We start from the raw sequence: 17,748 nt of genomic DNA, 5'->3' as shown, positions 1-17,748 counted from the left end.
CGCTGCCCTTGCTGGATACAACCATAGCGTTTCATGGCGATGTTCGGAGGCCGGATGCGGGCGTCCGCGTTAACGAAATGCGCGGGAAGCGGGTACGTGGCCCGGCGTTCAACTGCCGGGCCGGGCCGCCAGCGCACCGTCTATCAGCGCAAACGCGTCGGGGCTCGACCAATGGGCCGGGCCGTTCATGTTGGCGATCACGCAGCCGGCCTCGTCGACCAGCAGCGTCACCGGAAGCCCGAACGCCAGCCCGTCGCGCTTGAGCGCGTTGAACACGCCGATCGTCGGGTCGTGATAAAAGGCAAGGCCGTCCACGCCGATCTCGTCGAGAAAGGCGCGCGGTTTGTCGTCCGAGCCGCCATCGACGGAAATCGCCACGACCTCGAAACCTTCGCCGCCGCGCTCCTGCTGCAGCGTTTCAAGCCAGGGCATTTCCTCTCGGCACGGCGCGCACCAAGTGGCCCACAGATTGATCAGGCGCAGCTTTTCGCCCGTGTCGGCCAGCGTGATGGGCGTCCCGGCATTGTCGTTAAAAGCGAGGGACGACAGGTTCTCCGGCTCGTCGCGGATCGCCATCGCCGCCATGTCGCCGGCCAGAAGCGGGTCGATCGCGGTCTGATAGGCTGCCGTCGCCGTGCATTGCGCGTTGGCGGCCTGACCGGCATGGACAGAGGCGCCGCCGCTCCCGTATATCCGCGCAGCGCCGATGGCGGCGCCCGCCACAAGGCCCAGCGCGACGAAGACGCCGATTGTCAGCGGCCAGCGGCGGGCCGAGCCTTTTTCATTCTTGTCCGGGGACGGATTGTCCATGTCCAACTCATCCAAACCTGCAAACGACGCAAGCGAAACGTCCAACCTGATGTGGGGCGGCCGTTTCGCCTCCGGTCCCGCCGCCATCATGGAGGAGATCAACGCTTCGATCGATTTCGACCGCGCGCTCTACACCCAGGACATTGACGGGTCCATCGCCCACGCCACCATGTTGGAAGCCACCGGTATCATTTCCAGTGGCGACCGTGACGCGATCATTGCCGGTTTGACCGCGATCCGCGGGGAAATCGAGGCCGGAACGTTCACTTTTTCGCGCGCGCTCGAGGACATTCACATGAACATCGAGGCGCGGCTGGCCGAAACGATCGGCCCTGCGGCGGGCCGCCTGCACACGGCGCGCTCGCGCAACGACCAGGTGGCGCTCGATTTCAGGCTCTGGGTCAAGACCGAACTGAAGAAGACCGAAAGCGCGCTCAAGACGCTGATCGGCACCTTCGTCGACCGGGCCGAGGAGCATGCGGGTACCGTAATGCCCGGCTTCACGCACCTTCAGACGGCGCAGCCGGTCACCTTCGGCCATCATCTGATGGCCTATGCGGAAATGTTCGGCCGCGACCTGTCGCGGGTTCGCGACGCGCTGGAACGGCTGGACGAATGCCCGCTCGGCGCAGCGGCGCTGGCCGGCACGGGCTTTCCGATCGACCGGCACATGACCGCCGAGGCGCTCGGTTTCCGCGAGCCGACACGCAACTCCATCGACACGGTCTCGGACCGGGATTTTGCGCTCGATTTCCTGTCGGCGTCGTCGATCTGCGCGACGCATCTGTCGCGGCTGGCCGAAGAGATCGTGATCTGGTCGACACCGCAATTCGGCTTCGTGACCCTGTCGGATGCGTTTTCGACCGGCTCGTCGATCATGCCGCAGAAGAAAAACCCCGATGCGGCCGAGCTGGTGCGGGCCAAGACCGGGCGGATCAATGGCGCGCTGATCGCCCTGTCGACGGTGATGAAGGGGCTGCCGCTGGCCTATTCCAAGGACATGCAGGAGGACAAGGAGCAGGTGTTCGATGCGGCCAAGTCGCTCGAACTGGCGCTTGCCGCGATGACCGGCATGGTGGCCAATCTGACGGTCAACAAGGCTGCCATGCGTAAGGCGGCAGGGTCGGGCTATTCCATCGCCACCGATCTCGCCGACTGGCTCGTGCGCGAACTCGGACTGCCTTTCCGGGAAGCCCATCACGTGACGGGCCGTGCGGTGGCGCTGGCCTCCGAGCGGGGAGTCGGCCTCGAAAAACTGACGCTGGACGATCTTCGCTCGATCCACGAGGGCATCACGGACGATGTGTTCTCGGTGCTCTCGGTCACGAAGTCCGTCGCGAGCCGGACCAGCTTTGGCGGCACGGCACCGCGCGAGGTCAGGCGGCAGGTGCGCTATTGGCGCAAGCGGCTCAAGAAGATGGGCTAGGCAAGCCGCGCGCCGGCCCCTTGCAACGCTTCACCATTTGCCGCACACAGACGCCGGTTGCCAGAAACGAGACCGACGCCATGACCGCCCGTACAGCCCTGACCCGCACGGCCCTTGCCGCGCTTCTTCTCGCGCTCGCCGCCTGCGGACGGGCAGGCCCGCTGGAGCCGCCGCCCGCACGTACCGCGCCGGACGGCACGCCGGAACAGGCGCAGCCCGAAGAGGCCGACCGTCCGTTCATCCTCGACGGCCTGATCCAGTAGCTTGGACCACGCACCGTGAACCATTTCGACTATCGCGATGGCGTTCTGCACGCCGAGGGCGTGCCGTTGCCGCTGATCGCCGAGCAGGTCGGCACGCCGTTTTATTGCTATTCGACGGCGACGCTTACCCGCCATTACCAGGTCTTTGCCGGTGCGTTTTCCGATATCGACGCGCTCGTCTGCTATGCGATGAAGGCCAATTCGAACCAGGCCGTGCTGGCCACGCTGGCAAAGCTCGGCTCGGGCGCCGATGTGGTTTCCGAAGGTGAGTTGCGGCGCGCGCTGGCCGCCGGCATCGCGCCCGACAAGATCATGTTTTCCGGTGTCGGCAAGACCGCCGCCGAGATGGATTTCGCGCTGTCGGCGGGCATTCATTGCTTCAACGTGGAGTCCGAGCCGGAACTCGAACTGCTTTCGGCGCGCGCCGTTGCCGCCTGCAAGACCGCGCCCGTGTCGCTGCGCATCAATCCCGATGTCGACGCCAGGACGCATGCCAAGATCTCGACCGGCAAGAAGGAAGACAAGTTCGGCATTTCGTGGACCCGCGCGCGCGACGTCTACCGCCGCGCCGCCGAACTGCCGGGTCTCGCCGTCATCGGCATCGACATGCATATCGGCAGCCAGATCACGGCGCTGCAGCCGTTCGACGATGCATTCGCGCTTTTGACCGATCTGGTCGGCCAGTTGCGCGCCGATGGACACGCGATCGAGCATGTCGATCTGGGCGGCGGTCTGGGCATCCCCTACCGCATGGACAACGACCCGCCGCCGCTGCCTGACGATTATGCCGACATCGTCAAGAAGCATGTCCGCCCGCTGGGCGTGAAGACGATCTTCGAACCGGGCCGGCTGATCGCCGGCAATGCCGGCATTCTCGTCACGTCGGTGATCTATCTGAAGGCGCTCGAGACCAAGAGTTTCGTCATTGTCGATGCCGCGATGAACGACCTGATCCGGCCGACGCTGTATGATGCATGGCACGATGTCTTCCCGGTGATCGAGCCGTCGCCCGACGCGCCGCGCGTGGTGGCCGATCTTGTCGGCCCGGTGTGCGAATCGGGCGATTATCTGGCGCATGAACGCGATATGGCAAAGCCCGCGCCGGGCGATCTCTTGGCGATCGGGTCGGCCGGAGCCTATGGCGCGGTGCAGGCGGGCACCTACAATTCGAGGCTTCTGGTGCCCGAGGTGATCGTTCATGGCGATCAATGGCATATCGCCCGCCCGCGCCCGTCCTATAAGGCGCTGATCGGGCTCGACAGCGTGCCGGACTGGCTCTGACCGCCGGCATCCGCCCACAGGCAATCGGCCAGTGACAAAAGCGTGAGCCGCTTTCGCCTCGCCAACGCCACATAAGCTGCTATCTTTTCTCAGGTGAGCAGAGGGCACAGCGCCATGTCCGACCATCAGCCTGCGCCATCCGGCAAAAACCGGGGACGGGGCCTGAAACGCGCCGATGCCGGTGCGGGGCTTGGCTTTGCCCGATGGTTCAGCCGTGCCGTGATCGCCGCAGAACGGCTGGCGCCTTTGGTCCTTCCGCTCGCCATCATCGTCTGCCTGTTTGCCATCCTGTCATGGTTCGGCTTTTTCCGGGCGGTGCCCGACGCGGTGCGGATCGGCACCGGCGCGGTCCTCGCCGTTGCCGCGGTCGCGGCGCTTTGGCCGCTGCGCCGCCTGACCCTGCCAGTCGAGCGCGATGTCGATCACCGTCTCGAGCGCGAGAACCACCTGCTGCACCGGCCGATCACGACCCAGGACGACCGTCTGGCGCGCGATGACGATCCGTTCGCACGCGCACTCTGGAAGGCGCATCAGGACAATATCGCCAAGGGGCTCGGCCGCGTCGATCCGGTGCGCGCGCGCACCACGCTGCCGGCGCGCGATCCTTGGGCCCTGCGGGCGCTGGTGCCGCTTTTGCTGGTGACGGCATTCGCCTATTCGTTCGCGCCCGACGGCGGCCGGCTGACCGATGTCGCGCGCACCCATGCGGCCGAGATCGTCGTGCCGGCGCGCGTCGATGTGTGGATCACGCCACCGGCCTATACCGGCATTGCGCCGATCTTCCTGACCTCCGAACTCAACGCCGAAAAGACCCAATTCACCGCGCCCGAAGGTAGTGGCATCACCGTGCGGATTGCCGGTGGAACCGGCGCCGAGACCGTCAGCTTCCCGACCCCCGAAGCGCCGATCGCCGCAGAAGCCGGCGCGCAAGGCGAAGCGCGCGCGTTCGCCGCGACGGTGGATACGGGCGGCGCGCTGCAGATCGCCGACGGCGAGGAAACGCTCGGCGCATGGTCGATCCTGATGACCGAGGATCATGCGCCCGAGATCGCCTTTGCGCCGGAAGAGCCGTTCGAGCGGGCCGCCAACGGCACGATGACCCTCCGGTACACGGCGACAGACGATTATCGGGTTTCCGCCGCGCGCGGTCTGATCGAACTGGCCGACCCGGACGCGCAAGGTGCACGACCGCTTTACGATGCGCCGGAACTGCCGCTGACATTGCCGCGCCGCAACGCCGAGGATGGCGCAGCGCGCACCATGCGCGATCTGACCGAGCATCCATGGGCCGGGGCGCGGGTTCGGCTGACGCTGGAGGCCGAGGACGATCTGGGCCAGACGGGCCGCAGCGGTCCGCGCACGCTGGTTCTGCCGGGCCGCCCGTTTTCCAACCCGCTGGCGCGCGCATTGATCGAGCAGCGCCGCATTCTCGCGCTCGATGCCAACCGGCAGGCGGAGATCGTCGACCTGCTCGACGTGCTGATGCTCTATCCCGAGGAAACCATCGACAATGCCTCGCACTTTCTGGGCATGACGACGGCGCGGACGCGGCTGGCCGATGCGCGCAATGACGACCAGCTGCGCGCCGTGGTCGACTATCTGTGGGAGGTGGCGCGCCAGATCGAGGATGGCGGTCTGACCGACGCAGAGCGCCGGCTGCGGCAGGCGCAGCAGGCGCTTCAGGACGCGCTCGAAAACGGCGCCTCGGAGGAAGAGATCGCGCGCCTGATGGACGAATTGCGCGAGGCGATGAACGAATTCATGCGCGAATTCGCCGAGCGCGCCATGAACGATCCGGACCTGGCGCAGCGGATGCCCGAGGCGAACGGTGAGGAGATCGACCGGCAGACGCTGGACGAGATGATGGACCAGATCGAGGAAATGGCCCGTTCGGGCGCCCGCGAGCAGGCGATGGACATGCTGCGGCAGCTCGAGAACATGATGAACAATCTGCAGATGGCGCGCCCGAACCAGCAGGGCGATAGCCAGAGCCAGGCGCAGCAGCAGATGAACGAGCTTGGCGAGATCCTGCGCGAGCAGCAGCAATTGATGGACGAGACCTTCCGCCAGAACCGGCAGGGGCAACAAGGCCAGCAGCAGCCCGGGCAGGGCCAGATGGGTCAACAGCCGCCGCCGGGTCAGGGCCAAGGTCAGCAGGGACAGCAACCCGGACAGGGCCAGATGGGCCAGAACGGCCAGGGCGGCCAGCAGGGACAGCCCGGCCAAGAGGGGCAGGGCCTTGAGGGCCTGGCGCCCGGCCAGCAGGCATTGCAGGACCGGCTCGAACAGTTCCTCGACGGTTTGCGCGGCATGGGGATCGATCCGGGCGAGGATTTCGGCGAGGCCGGACGATCGATGGGCGAAGCCGGCGAAGCGCTGGGCGGCAATGAGGGCGAACAGGCACTGGCCGAACAGGGCAATGCGCTCGACGCGCTGCGCCGCGGCGCCGGCGACATGATGCAGCAGATGCAGCAGCAGGCGCAGAACGGCCAGGCCGGCTCGATGGAGCCGGGCGGCAACCGGAACGGCGAGGATCGCGATCCGCTCGGGCGGCCGCAGCGCTCATCGGGCCCCGATTTCGGCGAATCGGTCGATATTCCAGACGAAATCGATGTCCGCCGCGCCCGCGAGATCCTCGAAGCGATCCGCGAGCGGCTCGGCAACGCCCTGTCGCCGCAGCTTGAGCGCGACTATCTGGAACGGCTTCTGGAACTGCGCTGACCCGTTTCGGGCGGGCCGGATCGCGGGACTGACGAACAGTCCTAGTGCGTGACGGTCTTGTAGTACTGGCCCGCGACGATGGCCTCGCCCGGCTCGAGACCGTTCAGCACGCGGAAGAAGCCCGGCCTGTCGGTCGTGCCCAGCATGGTCTGCGACAGGCTCTCCACCGTGTCGCCATTGCCGGCCCGGACGATGCGAATGCGCAGCGGCTTGAGGCTGGCCTTTTCGGCGGCCGACAGCATCCGGAAGCCCGTCCGGCTGTTCTGCGCCAGCGCGTCGAGCGCGCCCGACCCGACCGGCACCGCCACCAGGATGCGATAGACCTGCCCGCCGCCCCGCACCACCGTGACGTCGAAATCCCATCGGCCGACACGGGCGCGCGCGGCCGCGCCGTCCAGACCGTTGATCGATACGGCGCGAACGGTCGACGGATCAAGACCCTCCACCCAGCCGCTGGCGAGATAGTCGGTCAGCGACTGGCGCGGCGGCACCTCGACGCCGTCAAAGCGGATGCCGGCGCCGTCGCTTGCGCGGGCCGCAAGCACGGCCTCGGGCCGGTTTTCGATGTCGAAGCCCGCCGGAAACTCGAACGCGATGCCCAGATCCGCATGGGCATAGGTGCGGCCGCGCACATAACCCTCATCCGGGCTGTCGCCGAACAGCATGCCGTCAATGCCCGCCAGATAGGCCTGCCGATTGCGGTCGCCGACTCCGCGCGCACCGAATTTGCGCGCATGGCCGAGCGCCAATGCCACGCGCTGCGGCGTCGAGGGGTGGGTCGACAGGAAGTCGAGGCTGTTTACCTGTGCGTCCGTCCCGCTGTTGAAGGCGTTGAACGCGCTCATCGCGGCCTGGAAATCGGCTGCCGCATAGGGGTCGAAGCCCGCTTCGCCCATCGCCGCGATGCCGATGCCATCCGCTTCCAGCTCCTGGTTGCGCGAGAACTGGGCCAGCGCCACCTTGCCGCGCGCCAGCGCGCGCTGGCCGGCTGCCTTGTCGGACAGGACCTCGGAAACGACGCGGCTCGCCAGGACGGCCTCGGCTTCGCGCTGCTGACGCAAGACGCCGTGGTTTGCGGTCACATGGGCCATTTCATGGGCGATGACGGCCGCAAGTTCCGCCGAATCGTTGGCGACGGCGAGCAGCCCGCGCGAGACATAGAGATAGCCGCCGGGCAGCGCGAAGGCGTTGATCACCGGCGAATCGAGGATCGAGATCTGATAGACTTGGCTGGGATTGTCGGAGACCGTGACCAGACGACCGACGATGCCGGCGACCATGCGTTCGAGCCGCATGTCGGAATATTCGCCGCCATAGGAGGCAAGGATGCGCGGATGCTGGGCAGCGCCGATCCGGGCAAGCCGGCCGGAGCGCACATTGTCGGCGATGACCGGACGCGCGGACGGCGCCAGATCCTCGTCCAGCCCCATATTGCTCAGCGATGTGCAGCCGGCGAGCCCGAACAGCGCCGCGACGGCGAGCACCGTCCGCGCCCGCCGCCGGGACGTTCCGTTCCAGTTCCGCATCACACTACGCATGGGCGCGCCGCCTCTTGCGCGGCATCTCCGGTCGCCGCAATTGGATCAGGGCCACACAGCCCGCTTCATGGTTAAGGCACGGTAAAAAGGGCCGTGTCCACGGCTCCCTGACGCCACAATTGGGCGAAAGCGCGTCACGATGGAAGCCTCTGCGACCCCAGATAGGCATTGACCTCGGCATTTGCATGGCCGTTGAGCAATTCGCTGACCGGGCCCTGCGCGCCGACGGTGCCGTCCTTGAGAAAGACCAGATCGGTGGCGATTCGCCGGGCGTCGGCCGGATCGTGGCTGACCATGACGACGGTCATCGCCGTCCGGCGCTGAAGATCGGCGACCAGATCGAGCATGGATTCGCGCAGGGCCGGCCCGAGCGAGCCGAACGCCTCGTCGAGCAGCAGCACCGGCCGCTCGCGCACAAGCGCGCGTGCGATCGCGACACGTTGCCGTTCGCCGCCGGACATGGAGCCGGGCATGCGCGCGCCATAGCCGGCAAGGTCGACCGCTTCGAGCGCTTGGGCGACGCGCGCCTCGTCCTCGGCGCTGCGTTTCAGCGCCGGCGATATGCCGAGCGCGACATTGGTGCCGGCATCGAGATGGGCGAACAGATTGTTGTCCTGGAAAACGCAGGAGACCGGCCGGTTGCCGGGCGCCTTGCCGGTGATGTCATCGCCGCCGATCAGGATGTGGCCCGATTCGGCACGCTCGAACCCGGCGATCAGCGACAAAAGCGTCGACTTGCCCGAGCCGCTCGGACCCATCACGGCGGTGATCGTCCGTGGCGCAAACGTGCAGTCGAACCGCATGGGCGCCGCATCCGGCCCGTAGCGGAATACAACGCCGTCGCATGTGACCGGCAGGCCCTTCATTCGCTGCTTCCTTCCGTCACCATCGTTCGTGATCGGCGCGCGAAATGCTCGGCGGCCAGCATCAGCGCCATTGTCATGACCATCAGGATCAGCGCCAGTCCGGCGGCATCCTGCGTGCGATAGGCGCCCATGCGCTGCATGATCAGATAGGGCATGGTCTGCACCTGCTCCGAGCCGAACAGGGCGATCACGCCGAGGTCACCGAGCGACAGGGCGAGCGCGAAGGCGAGCGCGGCGACCAGCGGCGCGCGCAGCACCGGCCAGGTGACGAGCCGCCAGCGTGCCATGCCGGCAAGGCCGAGATGGGCGCAAAGACGTCCGTTGCGCTCTTCGGCGGCGAGCATGGCCGGGTGGATCAGCCGCGCGGCGAACGGCATCGCCATGGCCGCGTTGACTGTGATGACGAGATAAGGTGCTGCGTCATAGACGTTGGTCACCGTGCGCAGGGCGATGAACCAGCCCGCCGCGATGACGATCGGCGGCACCACGAGGATCAGCGACGGGGCGCTGGTCAGAACCGTCTCCGTGAAGCCCGGCCGGCCGGAGAAGCGGCGCCCTGCGGCCATTTCCGCGGCGCCGCGCGACAGCGCATAGGCCAGCCCGACGGCCAGGGCCGCGGCGCAAAGGCCGAGGCCGAGCGAGGTCAGCATGGCCCGCCGGACACGCGGCTGGACGATCAAATCCGTCAGGTCGCTGGCCAAGCCGCTGGCAAGGATCGCAACAAACGGCGCGCCGACGTAAAGGACCGCCATCAGGGTCAGCGCGCCGCCCAAGATGGCGCCAGCGGGCCGGTCGCCGGCAAAGCGGCGTGACGCGCCGGCCGAAATGGTCATGCCGGCTTCCACCGATCCGCCGGCGAAGGCGAACAGGGCAACGGCCCCGATGGTGACGGCCAGCTGAAGAAGCGTCAGCACCACGGCGCGGACAATGTCGAAATCGAAAGTCAGGGCCTGATAGAGCGCCACTTCCAGCGTCGTTGCGCGCGGCCCGCCGCCCAGGATCAGCACGACGGCGAAACTGGTCACACACAGCATGAAAACCAAAGCCGCCGCGCCGGCGGCAGCCGGGCGCATGGCCGGCCATTCGACCAGCCGAAAACGCGCCAGCGCGCCCATGCCGAGCTGCGCGGACAGGCGCTCATATTCGGCCGGCACGAGGGCGAGCGCGCCGTGCATGATGCGCGCGGCCAGCGGCAGGTTGAAGAAGGTGTGGGCGATCAGGATGCCGGTCAGGCCGTATATCGATGGCGGGTCGAAGCCGGCCCGTTCGGCCAGCCCGGTGACGAAGCCGCGCTGTCCGTAAAGCGCGACCACGCCAAGCACGGCGACGATCTGCGGCAGGGCGAGCGGCAGGGCGAACAGGGCGAGGACGGCGCGCCGGCCCGGCCCGTCAGCCATGCGGGTGATCGCGATCGCCACCGGCACCGCCAGGCCGACCGACAGCACGGTCGACCAGAACGCCTGCCACAGGGTGAAGCGCACGATGCGCCAGACGACCGGGTCGGTCAGAACCGCGCCGGCGCCGCCGGCGCCGCCCGCCTGCACGACAAGCGCACCGACCGCGACGAGGCACAGGGCCGCCAGCAAGATGCCCGCCAGGGCTGCGCCGGCAAGCGGAGCATGGCGGGCGTTCGAATGGATCACCGGACCTTCACCGTCAGCGGCTCATCACTTCGAGCCACTCGGCGGTCCAGGCCGCGCGGTTTTCGGCGACGGTCTGCGGATCGAACAGAAGCGTGATCTCCGGCTCGACCAGCCCGTCAAAGGCGGGATTGAGCGGTTTGGACGTCTCGCCGGCGGGCATCATCCAGTTGGTTTCGGGGATGATGTCCTGGAACCCGGGTCCGGTCATGAAGCTCAGAAACTGCGCGGAGAGCGGGTTTTCGGCTCCGGCTGTCGTCTGTGCGGCCACCTCGATCTGCATGTAGTGGCCCTCCTCGAACGCCATCGCCTGATAGCGGTCGGTGCCGTCGAGCACGATATGGACAGCCGGCGAGGTCGTGTAGGAGAGCACCATCGGGACCTCGCCATTGGTGAACAGGCCATAGGCTTCCGACCAGCCCGGCGTCACCGTCAGCACCCGGTTGGCGAGCTTGGCGTAGGCATCGGGCGCCTCGTCGCCATAGAGCTTTTTCAGCCAAAGCATCAGCCCGAGCCCGGGGGTCGAGGTGCGGGGGTCCTGGATGGCGATCTTGTGCCCGTCTTCATTGGCCAGGAACTCGGCCATCGATGTCGGCGGGTTTTCGATCGTCTCGGTGTCGTAAACGATGGCGAAGTGGCTGTAGTCGAACGGCACGAAGACGTCGTCATTCCATCCGCCGGGCACCGAGACCGCGTCGAGCGAAATGCCGTGCGGGGCGAAAAAGCCCGTCTCGCGCGCCTCGGCCGTCAGATTGGTGTCGAAGCCGAGCACGATGTCGGCGTCGGTGTTGCCGCCTTCCAGGCGCAGCCGGTTGAGAAGCGCGACGCCGTCGGCGACCGAAACAAAGCGCAGGTCGCAGCCGCATTCGGCTTCGAACGCGGTCTCGACCTGCGGGCCGGGCCCCCATTCGGCGGTGAAGCTGTCATAGGTGTAGACGGTCAGCGTTTCGGCCGCATCGGCCGTGTGCACCGCGCTTGCCAGAAGGCCGGCGGCGAGCAGGGGAAGAAGGAGACGGACGGACGGACGGGTGTGCATTGCGGCACCTCCTTTGGTTCGAGTTGAACGGGAAAAGGCGCCTGCGGGTCCGACCGCGTCGATCGCGTCTAATCCCTACGCCGGTGCTAACCGGATCAGGTTCTTCGGGTTGGCATGACGCCTCTCAGCCGTTTCCGGCACCCCGTTAGAGCAGGTTCGATCTAGCATCGCCGCCGGCCCGGTTCAAGCGCCCGGCCAGCGAAATCGGTCTGCCGCACTGGCCAAGCCCTTGGCCTGCTGCCGCAAATCGGTCTAGGCAGAGCCATGAAGGCAGCGAAAGCCACCGCCCGCGACGCGCGGTTCGCAATTCTCATGGACGGCGACCTGACGCCCACCGACCGGCTGCGATCACAGGTTGCCGGTGCTCGTGCGATTGCCGCCGATGGCGGCATGCGCCATGCGGCAGCGCTCGGTCTCGAGCCGGAAGTCTGGGTCGGCGATTTCGATTCGACGCCGGATGAACTGCTCGGCCGGAACGGCCATGTTCCCCGGCATGACCTTCCGGCGCGCAAGGCGATATCCGACGGCGAACTGGCGGTGATGCGCGCGCTCGAGGCCGGCGCCCGGTCGCTGGTGCTGTGCGGCGCGATGGGCGGTGCGCGCAGCGACCACATGCTGTTTCACATCATGATGGCATTGCGCATAGCGCGCGAGAGGGACATCGAGGTGTTGCTGACGAGCGGGACCGAGGAGGCATCGCCGTTGTTGCCCGGCAAGCCCGCCATGCCCGACTGGCCGGCCGGTACGCTGTTTTCGGTGATCCCGTTTTCGCCACTGTCCGGCCTGTCGATCGAACGGGCAGACTGGCCGCTTGACGCCGTCGAGGTCGCGATGGGCAGTTCCCTGACCCTTTCGAACGTGTCGGCGGACGGTCTGCGCATTCTTCTGGGCAGTGGAACCGCGGCGCTGGTTGCATCGTTTGATGTGTGATATCGAACACACTGCAAGCCCTGATGGGGTGTTTAGATCGGCGCAGGCAAAATAGGAGACTGAGCCCATGAGACTTGGATTGACCATTGCGGCGGTGGCGACGGCAGGCATGCTTGCTGCCGGCTGCACGACCACCGAACAGACCACGGCGGCGGGTGCGCTGATCGGCGGCGGCGCGGCAGCCGTTGCAGGCGGCAACACCGGACAGATCATCGCGGGCACGGCCGTCGGCGCGGGCGCCGGCCTGCTCGTCGGTACGCTTGCCAACGGAAACTGCCGTTACCGCAATCCGGACGGCTCGACCTACATCGCCCGCTGCCCCTGACCGGGAGCCAATGCGATTACCGGAGAAGCCCGCCTCACCGGCGGGCTTTTTCGTGGGGGCGCGTTCCGGGAGCGCCATGGGTCGTCCCTTTGCCACCCTTGATTTCCGCTGGCCAAGACGGCACATCCGCCTTCTCACCCGGACGGACCCGCCATGGCCATTGCCGCGCCCCTGATGCGTCTCGAAGACATTACGCTGACCTTCGGCGGCAAGCCGCTTCTGGAGGCGGTTTCCTTTTCCGTCCATCAGGGCGACAGGATCGCGCTGGTCGGGCGGAACGGATCGGGCAAGTCGACGCTTTTGAAGATCGCGGCCGGTCTGGTCGAGCCGAGCGGCGGCACGGTGACCGCCGAGCGCGGGACGACCGTGCGCTATCTGCCGCAGGCACCCGATCTGGACGGTCATGCCGATCTTCACGCCTATGCCGCCGCCGGGCTTGGCCCGCTCGACGATCCGCACCGTGCGGATCGGCTTCTGGCGGAACTCGGTCTCGATCCGGCCCGTTCGCCCGCCAACCTGTCGGGCGGCGAGGCGCGCCGCGCGGCGCTGGCGCGGACGCTGGCGGCCGCACCCGATCTCCTGCTGCTGGACGAGCCGACCAACCATCTCGACCTGCCGGCGATCGAATGGCTCGAAGGTGAACTGGCGCGGTCCGCGTCGGCGATGGTGATCATCTCGCACGACCGGCGCTTTCTCGAGACTCTGACCCGCAAAACGGTTTGGCTCGACCGGGGCACAATCCGCGAAAACGGCAAGGGGTTTGCCGGCTTCGAGGAATGGCGCGACCGGGTTCTCGAGGAGGAAGAGCGGGATCTGCACAAGCTCAAGCGCAAGATCGTGCGTGAGGAGCACTGGCTGACCTATGGGGTGACCGCGCGGCGCAAACGCAACCAGCGCCGCCTGTCGGATCTGAAGTCGCTGCGTCAGCGGTTTCGCGATCACGACAAGGCGCCGGGCGCGGCGAAGATGGAGGCGAGCGATGCCCGCGCATCGGGCAAGCTGGTGATCGAAGCCGACACTGTGTCAAAGACGCTCGGCGGAAAGCCGCTGGTGCGCGATTTTTCGCTGCGCATCCATCGCGGCGACCGGATCGGGCTGGTCGGGCCGAACGGGGCCGGCAAGACGACGTTGATCAATCTGCTGACGGGAGCGGTCCAACCCGATGCGGGCCATGTGCGCCTCGGCGCCAATCTCGACATCGCCGTCCTCGACCAGCGCCGCGCCGCGCTCGATCCCGACGAGACGCTGGAGCATTTCCTTACCGACGGGCGGGGCCAGTCGCTGGTCGTCAATGGCAGCCAGAAGCATGTTGCCTCCTACATGAAGGATTTCCTGTTCAAGCCCGAGCAGGCGCGCACGCCGGTGCGCGAACTGTCGGGCGGCGAGAAGGCGCGGCTCGTGCTCGCGCGCCTTCTTGCGCGGCCGGCCAACCTGCTGGTGCTGGACGAGCCGACCAACGATCTGGACATGGAAACGCTCGATCTGCTGCAGGAGCTGATCGCCGGGTTCGACGGCACGGTTCTTCTGGTCAGCCACGATCGCGACTTTCTCGACCGCACCGTCGGCGCCGTCATCGCGCCCGATCCGGCGCAGCCGGGCCATTGGCTGACCTATGCGGGCGGCTATTCGGACATGATTGCGCAGCGGCGCGAGCGGACCGCCAAGACCGATGCGTCACCGGCCAAGGCAAAGCCGGCAAGAACCGGCGAAAGCCCGGCCCAGCCGGACACGAAGTCCGCGCCGGCACGGCGGAAACTGTCCTTCAAGCAGAAGCACGCGCTGGAGACGCTGCCGGGCGACATGGAACGTCTGGCCGAGGAAATCGCGGGGCTCGAAACGCAAATGGCCGATCCGGACTTTTTCGCGCGCGATCCGTCCGGCTTTTCCGATGCGGCGAAAAAGCTCGAGGCGGCGCGTTCGCGCCATGCGGCGATGGAAGAGGAATGGCTTGAACTCGAACTGATGCGCGAGGAAATCGAAGGCGCCTGAGTCAGGGGCGTTGGCGCAAAAAAAAGCGGAGCGGGATGCCCCGCTCCGCCGATCAGCGAGTTTTGCCGGTTCAGCCGAAGAACTGGGCGCCGTTGGCCGAGATCGTCGAGCCGTTGATGAAGCCGGCGTCGTCGGAGGCTAGGAAAGCCACGCAGCGCGCAATCTCCTCGGGCTCGCCGAGCCGGCCTGCGGGAATTTGCGCGATGATGGATTCGCGCACCTTTTCGGGCACGGCCATGACCATTTCGGTCGCGATGTAGCCCGGGCAGACCGCATTGGCCGTGATGTTGTTGCGCGCGCCTTCCTGGGCGAGGCTGCGCACGATGCCGATGTCGCCGGCCTTGGTGGCCGCATAATTGGTCTGCGCGAACTGGCCCTTCTGGCCGTTGACAGACGAGATGACGATGACGCGGCCGAACTTGCGCTCGCGCATGCCGGGCCAGACGGGGTGGATGGTGTTGAAGACGCCGGTCAGGTTGGTGTCGATCACTTCTTTCCACTGGTCGGGCGTCATCTTGTGGAACGGCGCATCGCGCGTGATGCCGGCATTGGCGACGACGATTTCGATCGGGCCCAAATCGGCTTCGACCTTTTCGATGCCGGCCTTGGACTCGCCATAGTCGGCGACGTTCCACTTGTAGGTCCGGATGCCGGTCGCATCGGTGAAGGCCTTGGCCTTTTCGTCATTGCCGGCATAGGTGGCTGCGACCGTGTAGCCGGCCTCCTTCAAGGCCTTGGAGATTGCCTCCCCGATGCCGCGCGTTCCGCCGGTGACAAGCGCCACTCTGCTCATGATGTCTCCTCCCTTTGAATTGCGATGGCGTGGCGGCGGAGCGGGCGGACGACAACCTCCATGCCATCCACCGCCCGCCGTCCGTTGGTGCTGTCAGGTCAATCCCGCTCGACGCAGAGCGCAACGCCCATGCCGCCGCCGATGCACAGCGTGGCCAGGCCCTTTTTGGCGTCGCGGCGCTGCATCTCGAAGAGCAGGGTGTTGAGGACGCGGGCGCCGGATGCGCCGACCGGGTGACCGATCGCGATCGCGCCGCCATTGACGTTGACGATGTCCGGGTTCCAGCCCATGTCCTTGTTGACCGCGCAGGCCTGGGCGGCGAATGCCTCGTTGGCCTCGACCAGGTCGAGATCGTCGATCTTCCAGCCGGCCTTCTCCAGCGCCTTGCGCGATGCGGGGATCGGTCCCGTGCCCATGATCTGCGGATCGACGCCGGCGGTCGCCCAGGAGACGATGCGCGCCATCGGGCTGATGCCCCGCTTTGCGGCTTCTGCGGCACTCATCAGCACCGTCGCCGCGCCGCCATCATTGATGCCCGACGCGTTGGCCGCGGTCACCGTGCCTTCCTTGTCGAAGGCGGGACGCAGCTTGGCGATGCCGTCGATCGTGACGCCGTGCTTGATGTATTCGTCGTCTTCGACCACGGTCTCGCCCTTGCGGGTCTTGACCGTGTGCGCGACGATTTCGTCCTTGAACTTGCCCGCCTTCTGGGCGGCCTCGGCCTTGTTCTGGCTGGCGACGGCGAATTCGTCCTGCTGTTCGCGGGTGAGCTGCCACTGGCGCGCAACGTTCTCGGCCGTGTTGCCCATGTGGTAGCCGTAGAAGGCGTCCATGAGCGCGTCCTTGAGCATCGTGTCCATCAGCTTGACGTCGCCCATCTTCACGCCGCCGCGCAAATGCTGGCAGTGCGGCGACATCGACATCGATTCCTGGCCGCCGGCCACCACGATGTTGGCATCGCCGGTGGCGATCTGCTGCATGCCGAGCGCCACCGCCCGCAGGCCCGATCCGCAAAGCTGGTTGATGCCCCAGGCGGTGGTTTCCTGCGGACACCCTGCGGCCATCGCCGCCTGCCGGGCCGGGTTCTGGCCTTCGCCGGCGGCCAGTATCTGGCCCATGATCACTTCATCGACGTCGGCCGGATCGACGCCGGCCCGCTCGAGCGCGCCCTTGATGGCCGTTGCGCCCAACTCGTGCGCCGGCACATTGGCAAATGACCCGTTGAACGAGCCCACTGGCGTGCGGGCTGCGCTGGCGATGACGATCGGCTCCATGATGTGTCTCCTCGACAAACTGCAATATACAAGCGGCAAAACGCGTGGTTCGGCCTTCGTGTGCCACAGATATCGGCCATTGCCTATTGGTTAAAGGGATAGGGTGGGCTGCGGTTCCGCAGCGATTTGGTGCGATGCGAGAAACGTTTTGAATTTGACCAGATCAGGGTTTACTGTTTCGCCCACGGACAAGATTGTCAGGGCGCTGGCAAGAACCCGGAAGGCCGATCAAGGAGATGTCCATGGGCAAAACCGATGGCGCGACAATCATCAAGAAATATGCAAACCGTCGGCTCTACAACACCGGCACGAGCACCTATGTGACGCTCGACGACCTGGCCACCATGGTCAAGGAGGACGAGGACTTCACGGTCCAGGACGCCAAGTCCGGTGAGGACATCACCCATTCGGTCCTGACGCAGATCATCTTCGAACAGGAGGCCAAGTCCGGCCAGACCATGCTGCCGGTCTCGGTGCTGCGCCAGCTCATCTCGTTTTACGGCGACCAGATGCAGATGGTGGTGCCGAGCTATCTCGAACATTCGATGGCCGCCTTCGCCCAGGAACAGGAACGCATCCGCGAGCAGATGACCTCGATGATCGGCAAGTCGCCGATTGACGTCGTGGCCTCGGGTCAGCAGATGTTCGGCGAGCAGGCGCAACGCAACATGGCGATCTTCCAGGAGGCCATGAAGATGTTCAATCCGTTCGCGGCGATGGCCGACACCCAGCCCAAGAACGGCGCGCCGGCCGCGGCGCCGGCCGAGAGCGAAGCCGGCGACCAGAACGATCTGCAGTCGATGCGCGACCAGATCGCCGAAATGCAGCGCAGGCTGGACAAGTTGGGCTGACCGGA

At 66.5% G+C, this 17,748-nt stretch carries 15 protein-coding genes and 1 riboswitch; of the genes, 8 read left to right on the top strand and 7 right to left on the bottom strand.

What is annotated here, in order from left to right:
• Positions 1-108: 108 nt before the first annotated feature.
• A complete protein-coding gene (gene tlpA, locus ACOQOU_RS08290; protein ID WP_306025485.1) occupies positions 109-810 on the bottom strand; it encodes a thiol:disulfide interchange protein TlpA in 702 nt (233 codons plus the stop codon).
• Between tlpA and argH the strand changes: the two genes are divergently transcribed.
• The 4 genes from argH (at position 809) to ACOQOU_RS08270 (ending at position 6,501) form a co-directional block, all read left to right on the top strand.
• Complete coding sequence (argH, locus tag ACOQOU_RS08285; protein WP_306025486.1) at positions 809-2,236, top strand: argininosuccinate lyase; 1,428 nt, start codon at positions 809-811, stop codon at positions 2,234-2,236. The two genes, tlpA and argH, sit on opposite strands and share 2 nt — an antisense overlap.
• A gap of 80 nt (positions 2,237-2,316) precedes the next feature.
• Positions 2,317-2,499, top strand: coding sequence for an LPS translocon maturation chaperone LptM (gene lptM, locus ACOQOU_RS08280; protein ID WP_346433270.1), 183 nt, complete (start codon positions 2,317-2,319; stop codon positions 2,497-2,499).
• A 15-nt stretch (positions 2,500-2,514) separates the two neighbouring features.
• Positions 2,515-3,780 carry a diaminopimelate decarboxylase gene (lysA, locus tag ACOQOU_RS08275; protein ID WP_306025487.1) on the top strand — a complete coding sequence of 422 codons (1,266 nt, stop codon included), beginning with the start codon at positions 2,515-2,517 and terminating at the stop codon, positions 3,778-3,780.
• 114 nt (positions 3,781-3,894) lie between these two features.
• Positions 3,895-6,501, top strand: a complete 2,607-nt coding sequence (locus tag ACOQOU_RS08270; protein ID WP_306025488.1) for a TIGR02302 family protein — start codon at positions 3,895-3,897, stop codon at positions 6,499-6,501.
• Between the two features lie 41 nt (positions 6,502-6,542).
• Here the strand turns inward: ACOQOU_RS08270 and ACOQOU_RS08265 are convergent, their stop codons facing one another.
• The 4 genes from ACOQOU_RS08265 to thiB all read right to left on the bottom strand — a co-directional run bounded on the left by ACOQOU_RS08265 (position 6,543) and on the right by thiB (position 11,581).
• Positions 6,543-8,039 carry a M48 family metalloprotease gene (locus ACOQOU_RS08265; protein ID WP_306025489.1) on the bottom strand — a complete coding sequence of 499 codons (1,497 nt, stop codon included), beginning with the start codon at positions 8,037-8,039 and terminating at the stop codon, positions 6,543-6,545.
• A 134-nt stretch (positions 8,040-8,173) separates the two neighbouring features.
• Positions 8,174-8,905, bottom strand: a complete 732-nt coding sequence (locus ACOQOU_RS08260; RefSeq protein ID WP_109765615.1) for an ATP-binding cassette domain-containing protein — start codon at positions 8,903-8,905, stop codon at positions 8,174-8,176.
• Positions 8,902-10,548 carry a thiamine/thiamine pyrophosphate ABC transporter permease ThiP gene (locus tag ACOQOU_RS08255; protein WP_306025490.1) on the bottom strand — a complete coding sequence of 549 codons (1,647 nt, stop codon included), beginning with the start codon at positions 10,546-10,548 and terminating at the stop codon, positions 8,902-8,904. Before ACOQOU_RS08255 ends, ACOQOU_RS08260 begins: the two co-directional genes overlap by 4 nt.
• A 13-nt stretch (positions 10,549-10,561) precedes the next feature.
• Positions 10,562-11,581, bottom strand: a complete 1,020-nt coding sequence (gene thiB, locus ACOQOU_RS08250; RefSeq protein ID WP_306025491.1) for a thiamine ABC transporter substrate binding subunit — start codon at positions 11,579-11,581, stop codon at positions 10,562-10,564.
• 55 nt (positions 11,582-11,636) lie between these two features.
• Positions 11,637-11,736, bottom strand: a riboswitch (TPP riboswitch).
• Between the two features lie 109 nt (positions 11,737-11,845).
• Between thiB and ACOQOU_RS08245 the strand changes: the two genes are divergently transcribed.
• From ACOQOU_RS08245 to ACOQOU_RS08235, 3 genes are all read left to right on the top strand, one after another.
• Positions 11,846-12,511, top strand: coding sequence for a thiamine diphosphokinase (locus ACOQOU_RS08245; RefSeq protein ID WP_109765613.1), 666 nt, complete (start codon positions 11,846-11,848; stop codon positions 12,509-12,511).
• 67 nt (positions 12,512-12,578) lie between these two features.
• Positions 12,579-12,836 carry a hypothetical protein gene (locus ACOQOU_RS08240; protein WP_109765612.1) on the top strand — a complete coding sequence of 86 codons (258 nt, stop codon included), beginning with the start codon at positions 12,579-12,581 and terminating at the stop codon, positions 12,834-12,836.
• Positions 12,837-12,995: 159 nt separating this feature from the next.
• Positions 12,996-14,825 (top strand): ABC-F family ATP-binding cassette domain-containing protein, encoded by a 1,830-nt coding sequence (locus ACOQOU_RS08235; RefSeq protein WP_306025525.1) that lies wholly within the window; start codon positions 12,996-12,998, stop codon positions 14,823-14,825.
• Positions 14,826-14,895: 70 nt separating this feature from the next.
• Here ACOQOU_RS08235 and phbB read toward each other — a convergent pair whose 3' ends face one another.
• Together phbB and ACOQOU_RS08225 are read right to left on the bottom strand one after the other, a co-directional pair.
• The gene (phbB, locus tag ACOQOU_RS08230; RefSeq protein ID WP_306025492.1) at positions 14,896-15,618 is read right to left on the bottom strand and encodes an acetoacetyl-CoA reductase; all 723 of its coding nucleotides are present in this window, start codon (positions 15,616-15,618) and stop codon (positions 14,896-14,898) included.
• A 98-nt stretch (positions 15,619-15,716) separates the two neighbouring features.
• Positions 15,717-16,892: an acetyl-CoA C-acetyltransferase gene (locus tag ACOQOU_RS08225; protein ID WP_196780296.1), complete on the bottom strand. Its 1,176-nt coding sequence runs from the start codon at positions 16,890-16,892 to the stop codon at positions 15,717-15,719.
• Positions 16,893-17,134: 242 nt separating this feature from the next.
• Here ACOQOU_RS08225 and phaR point away from each other — a divergent pair, with 242 nt between their 5' ends.
• On the top strand, positions 17,135-17,743 hold the full coding sequence (gene phaR / locus ACOQOU_RS08220; RefSeq protein WP_109765610.1) for a polyhydroxyalkanoate synthesis repressor PhaR: 609 nt from the start codon (positions 17,135-17,137) through the stop codon (positions 17,741-17,743).
• Positions 17,744-17,748 lie beyond the last annotated feature (5 nt).

The organism is Oceaniradius stylonematis (genome assembly GCF_965223445.1).
GTDB lineage: Bacteria > Pseudomonadota > Alphaproteobacteria > Rhizobiales > Rhizobiaceae > Roseitalea > Roseitalea stylonematis.
The sequence above is the reverse complement of the archived record's forward strand: the minus strand, read 5'-3'. Positions and strand labels throughout refer to the sequence as shown.

Coding starts and splice junctions, on each gene's coding strand:
- argH (WP_306025486.1), top strand. CDS start 809: ATGTCCAACTCATCCAAACCTGCAAACGACGCAAGCGAAACGTCCAAC.
- ACOQOU_RS08270 (WP_306025488.1), top strand. CDS start 3,895: ATGTCCGACCATCAGCCTGCGCCATCCGGCAAAAACCGGGGACGGGGC.
- thiB (WP_306025491.1), bottom strand. CDS start 11,581: ATGCACACCCGTCCGTCCGTCCGTCTCCTTCTTCCCCTGCTCGCCGCC.
- lptM (WP_346433270.1), top strand. CDS start 2,317: ATGACCGCCCGTACAGCCCTGACCCGCACGGCCCTTGCCGCGCTTCTT.
- ACOQOU_RS08265 (WP_306025489.1), bottom strand. CDS start 8,039: ATGCGTAGTGTGATGCGGAACTGGAACGGAACGTCCCGGCGGCGGGCG.
- ACOQOU_RS08260 (WP_109765615.1), bottom strand. CDS start 8,905: ATGAAGGGCCTGCCGGTCACATGCGACGGCGTTGTATTCCGCTACGGG.
- ACOQOU_RS08245 (WP_109765613.1), top strand. CDS start 11,846: ATGAAGGCAGCGAAAGCCACCGCCCGCGACGCGCGGTTCGCAATTCTC.
- ACOQOU_RS08225 (WP_196780296.1), bottom strand. CDS start 16,892: ATGGAGCCGATCGTCATCGCCAGCGCAGCCCGCACGCCAGTGGGCTCG.
- phaR (WP_109765610.1), top strand. CDS start 17,135: ATGGGCAAAACCGATGGCGCGACAATCATCAAGAAATATGCAAACCGT.
- tlpA (WP_306025485.1), bottom strand. CDS start 810: ATGGACAATCCGTCCCCGGACAAGAATGAAAAAGGCTCGGCCCGCCGC.
- phbB (WP_306025492.1), bottom strand. CDS start 15,618: ATGAGCAGAGTGGCGCTTGTCACCGGCGGAACGCGCGGCATCGGGGAG.
- ACOQOU_RS08240 (WP_109765612.1), top strand. CDS start 12,579: ATGAGACTTGGATTGACCATTGCGGCGGTGGCGACGGCAGGCATGCTT.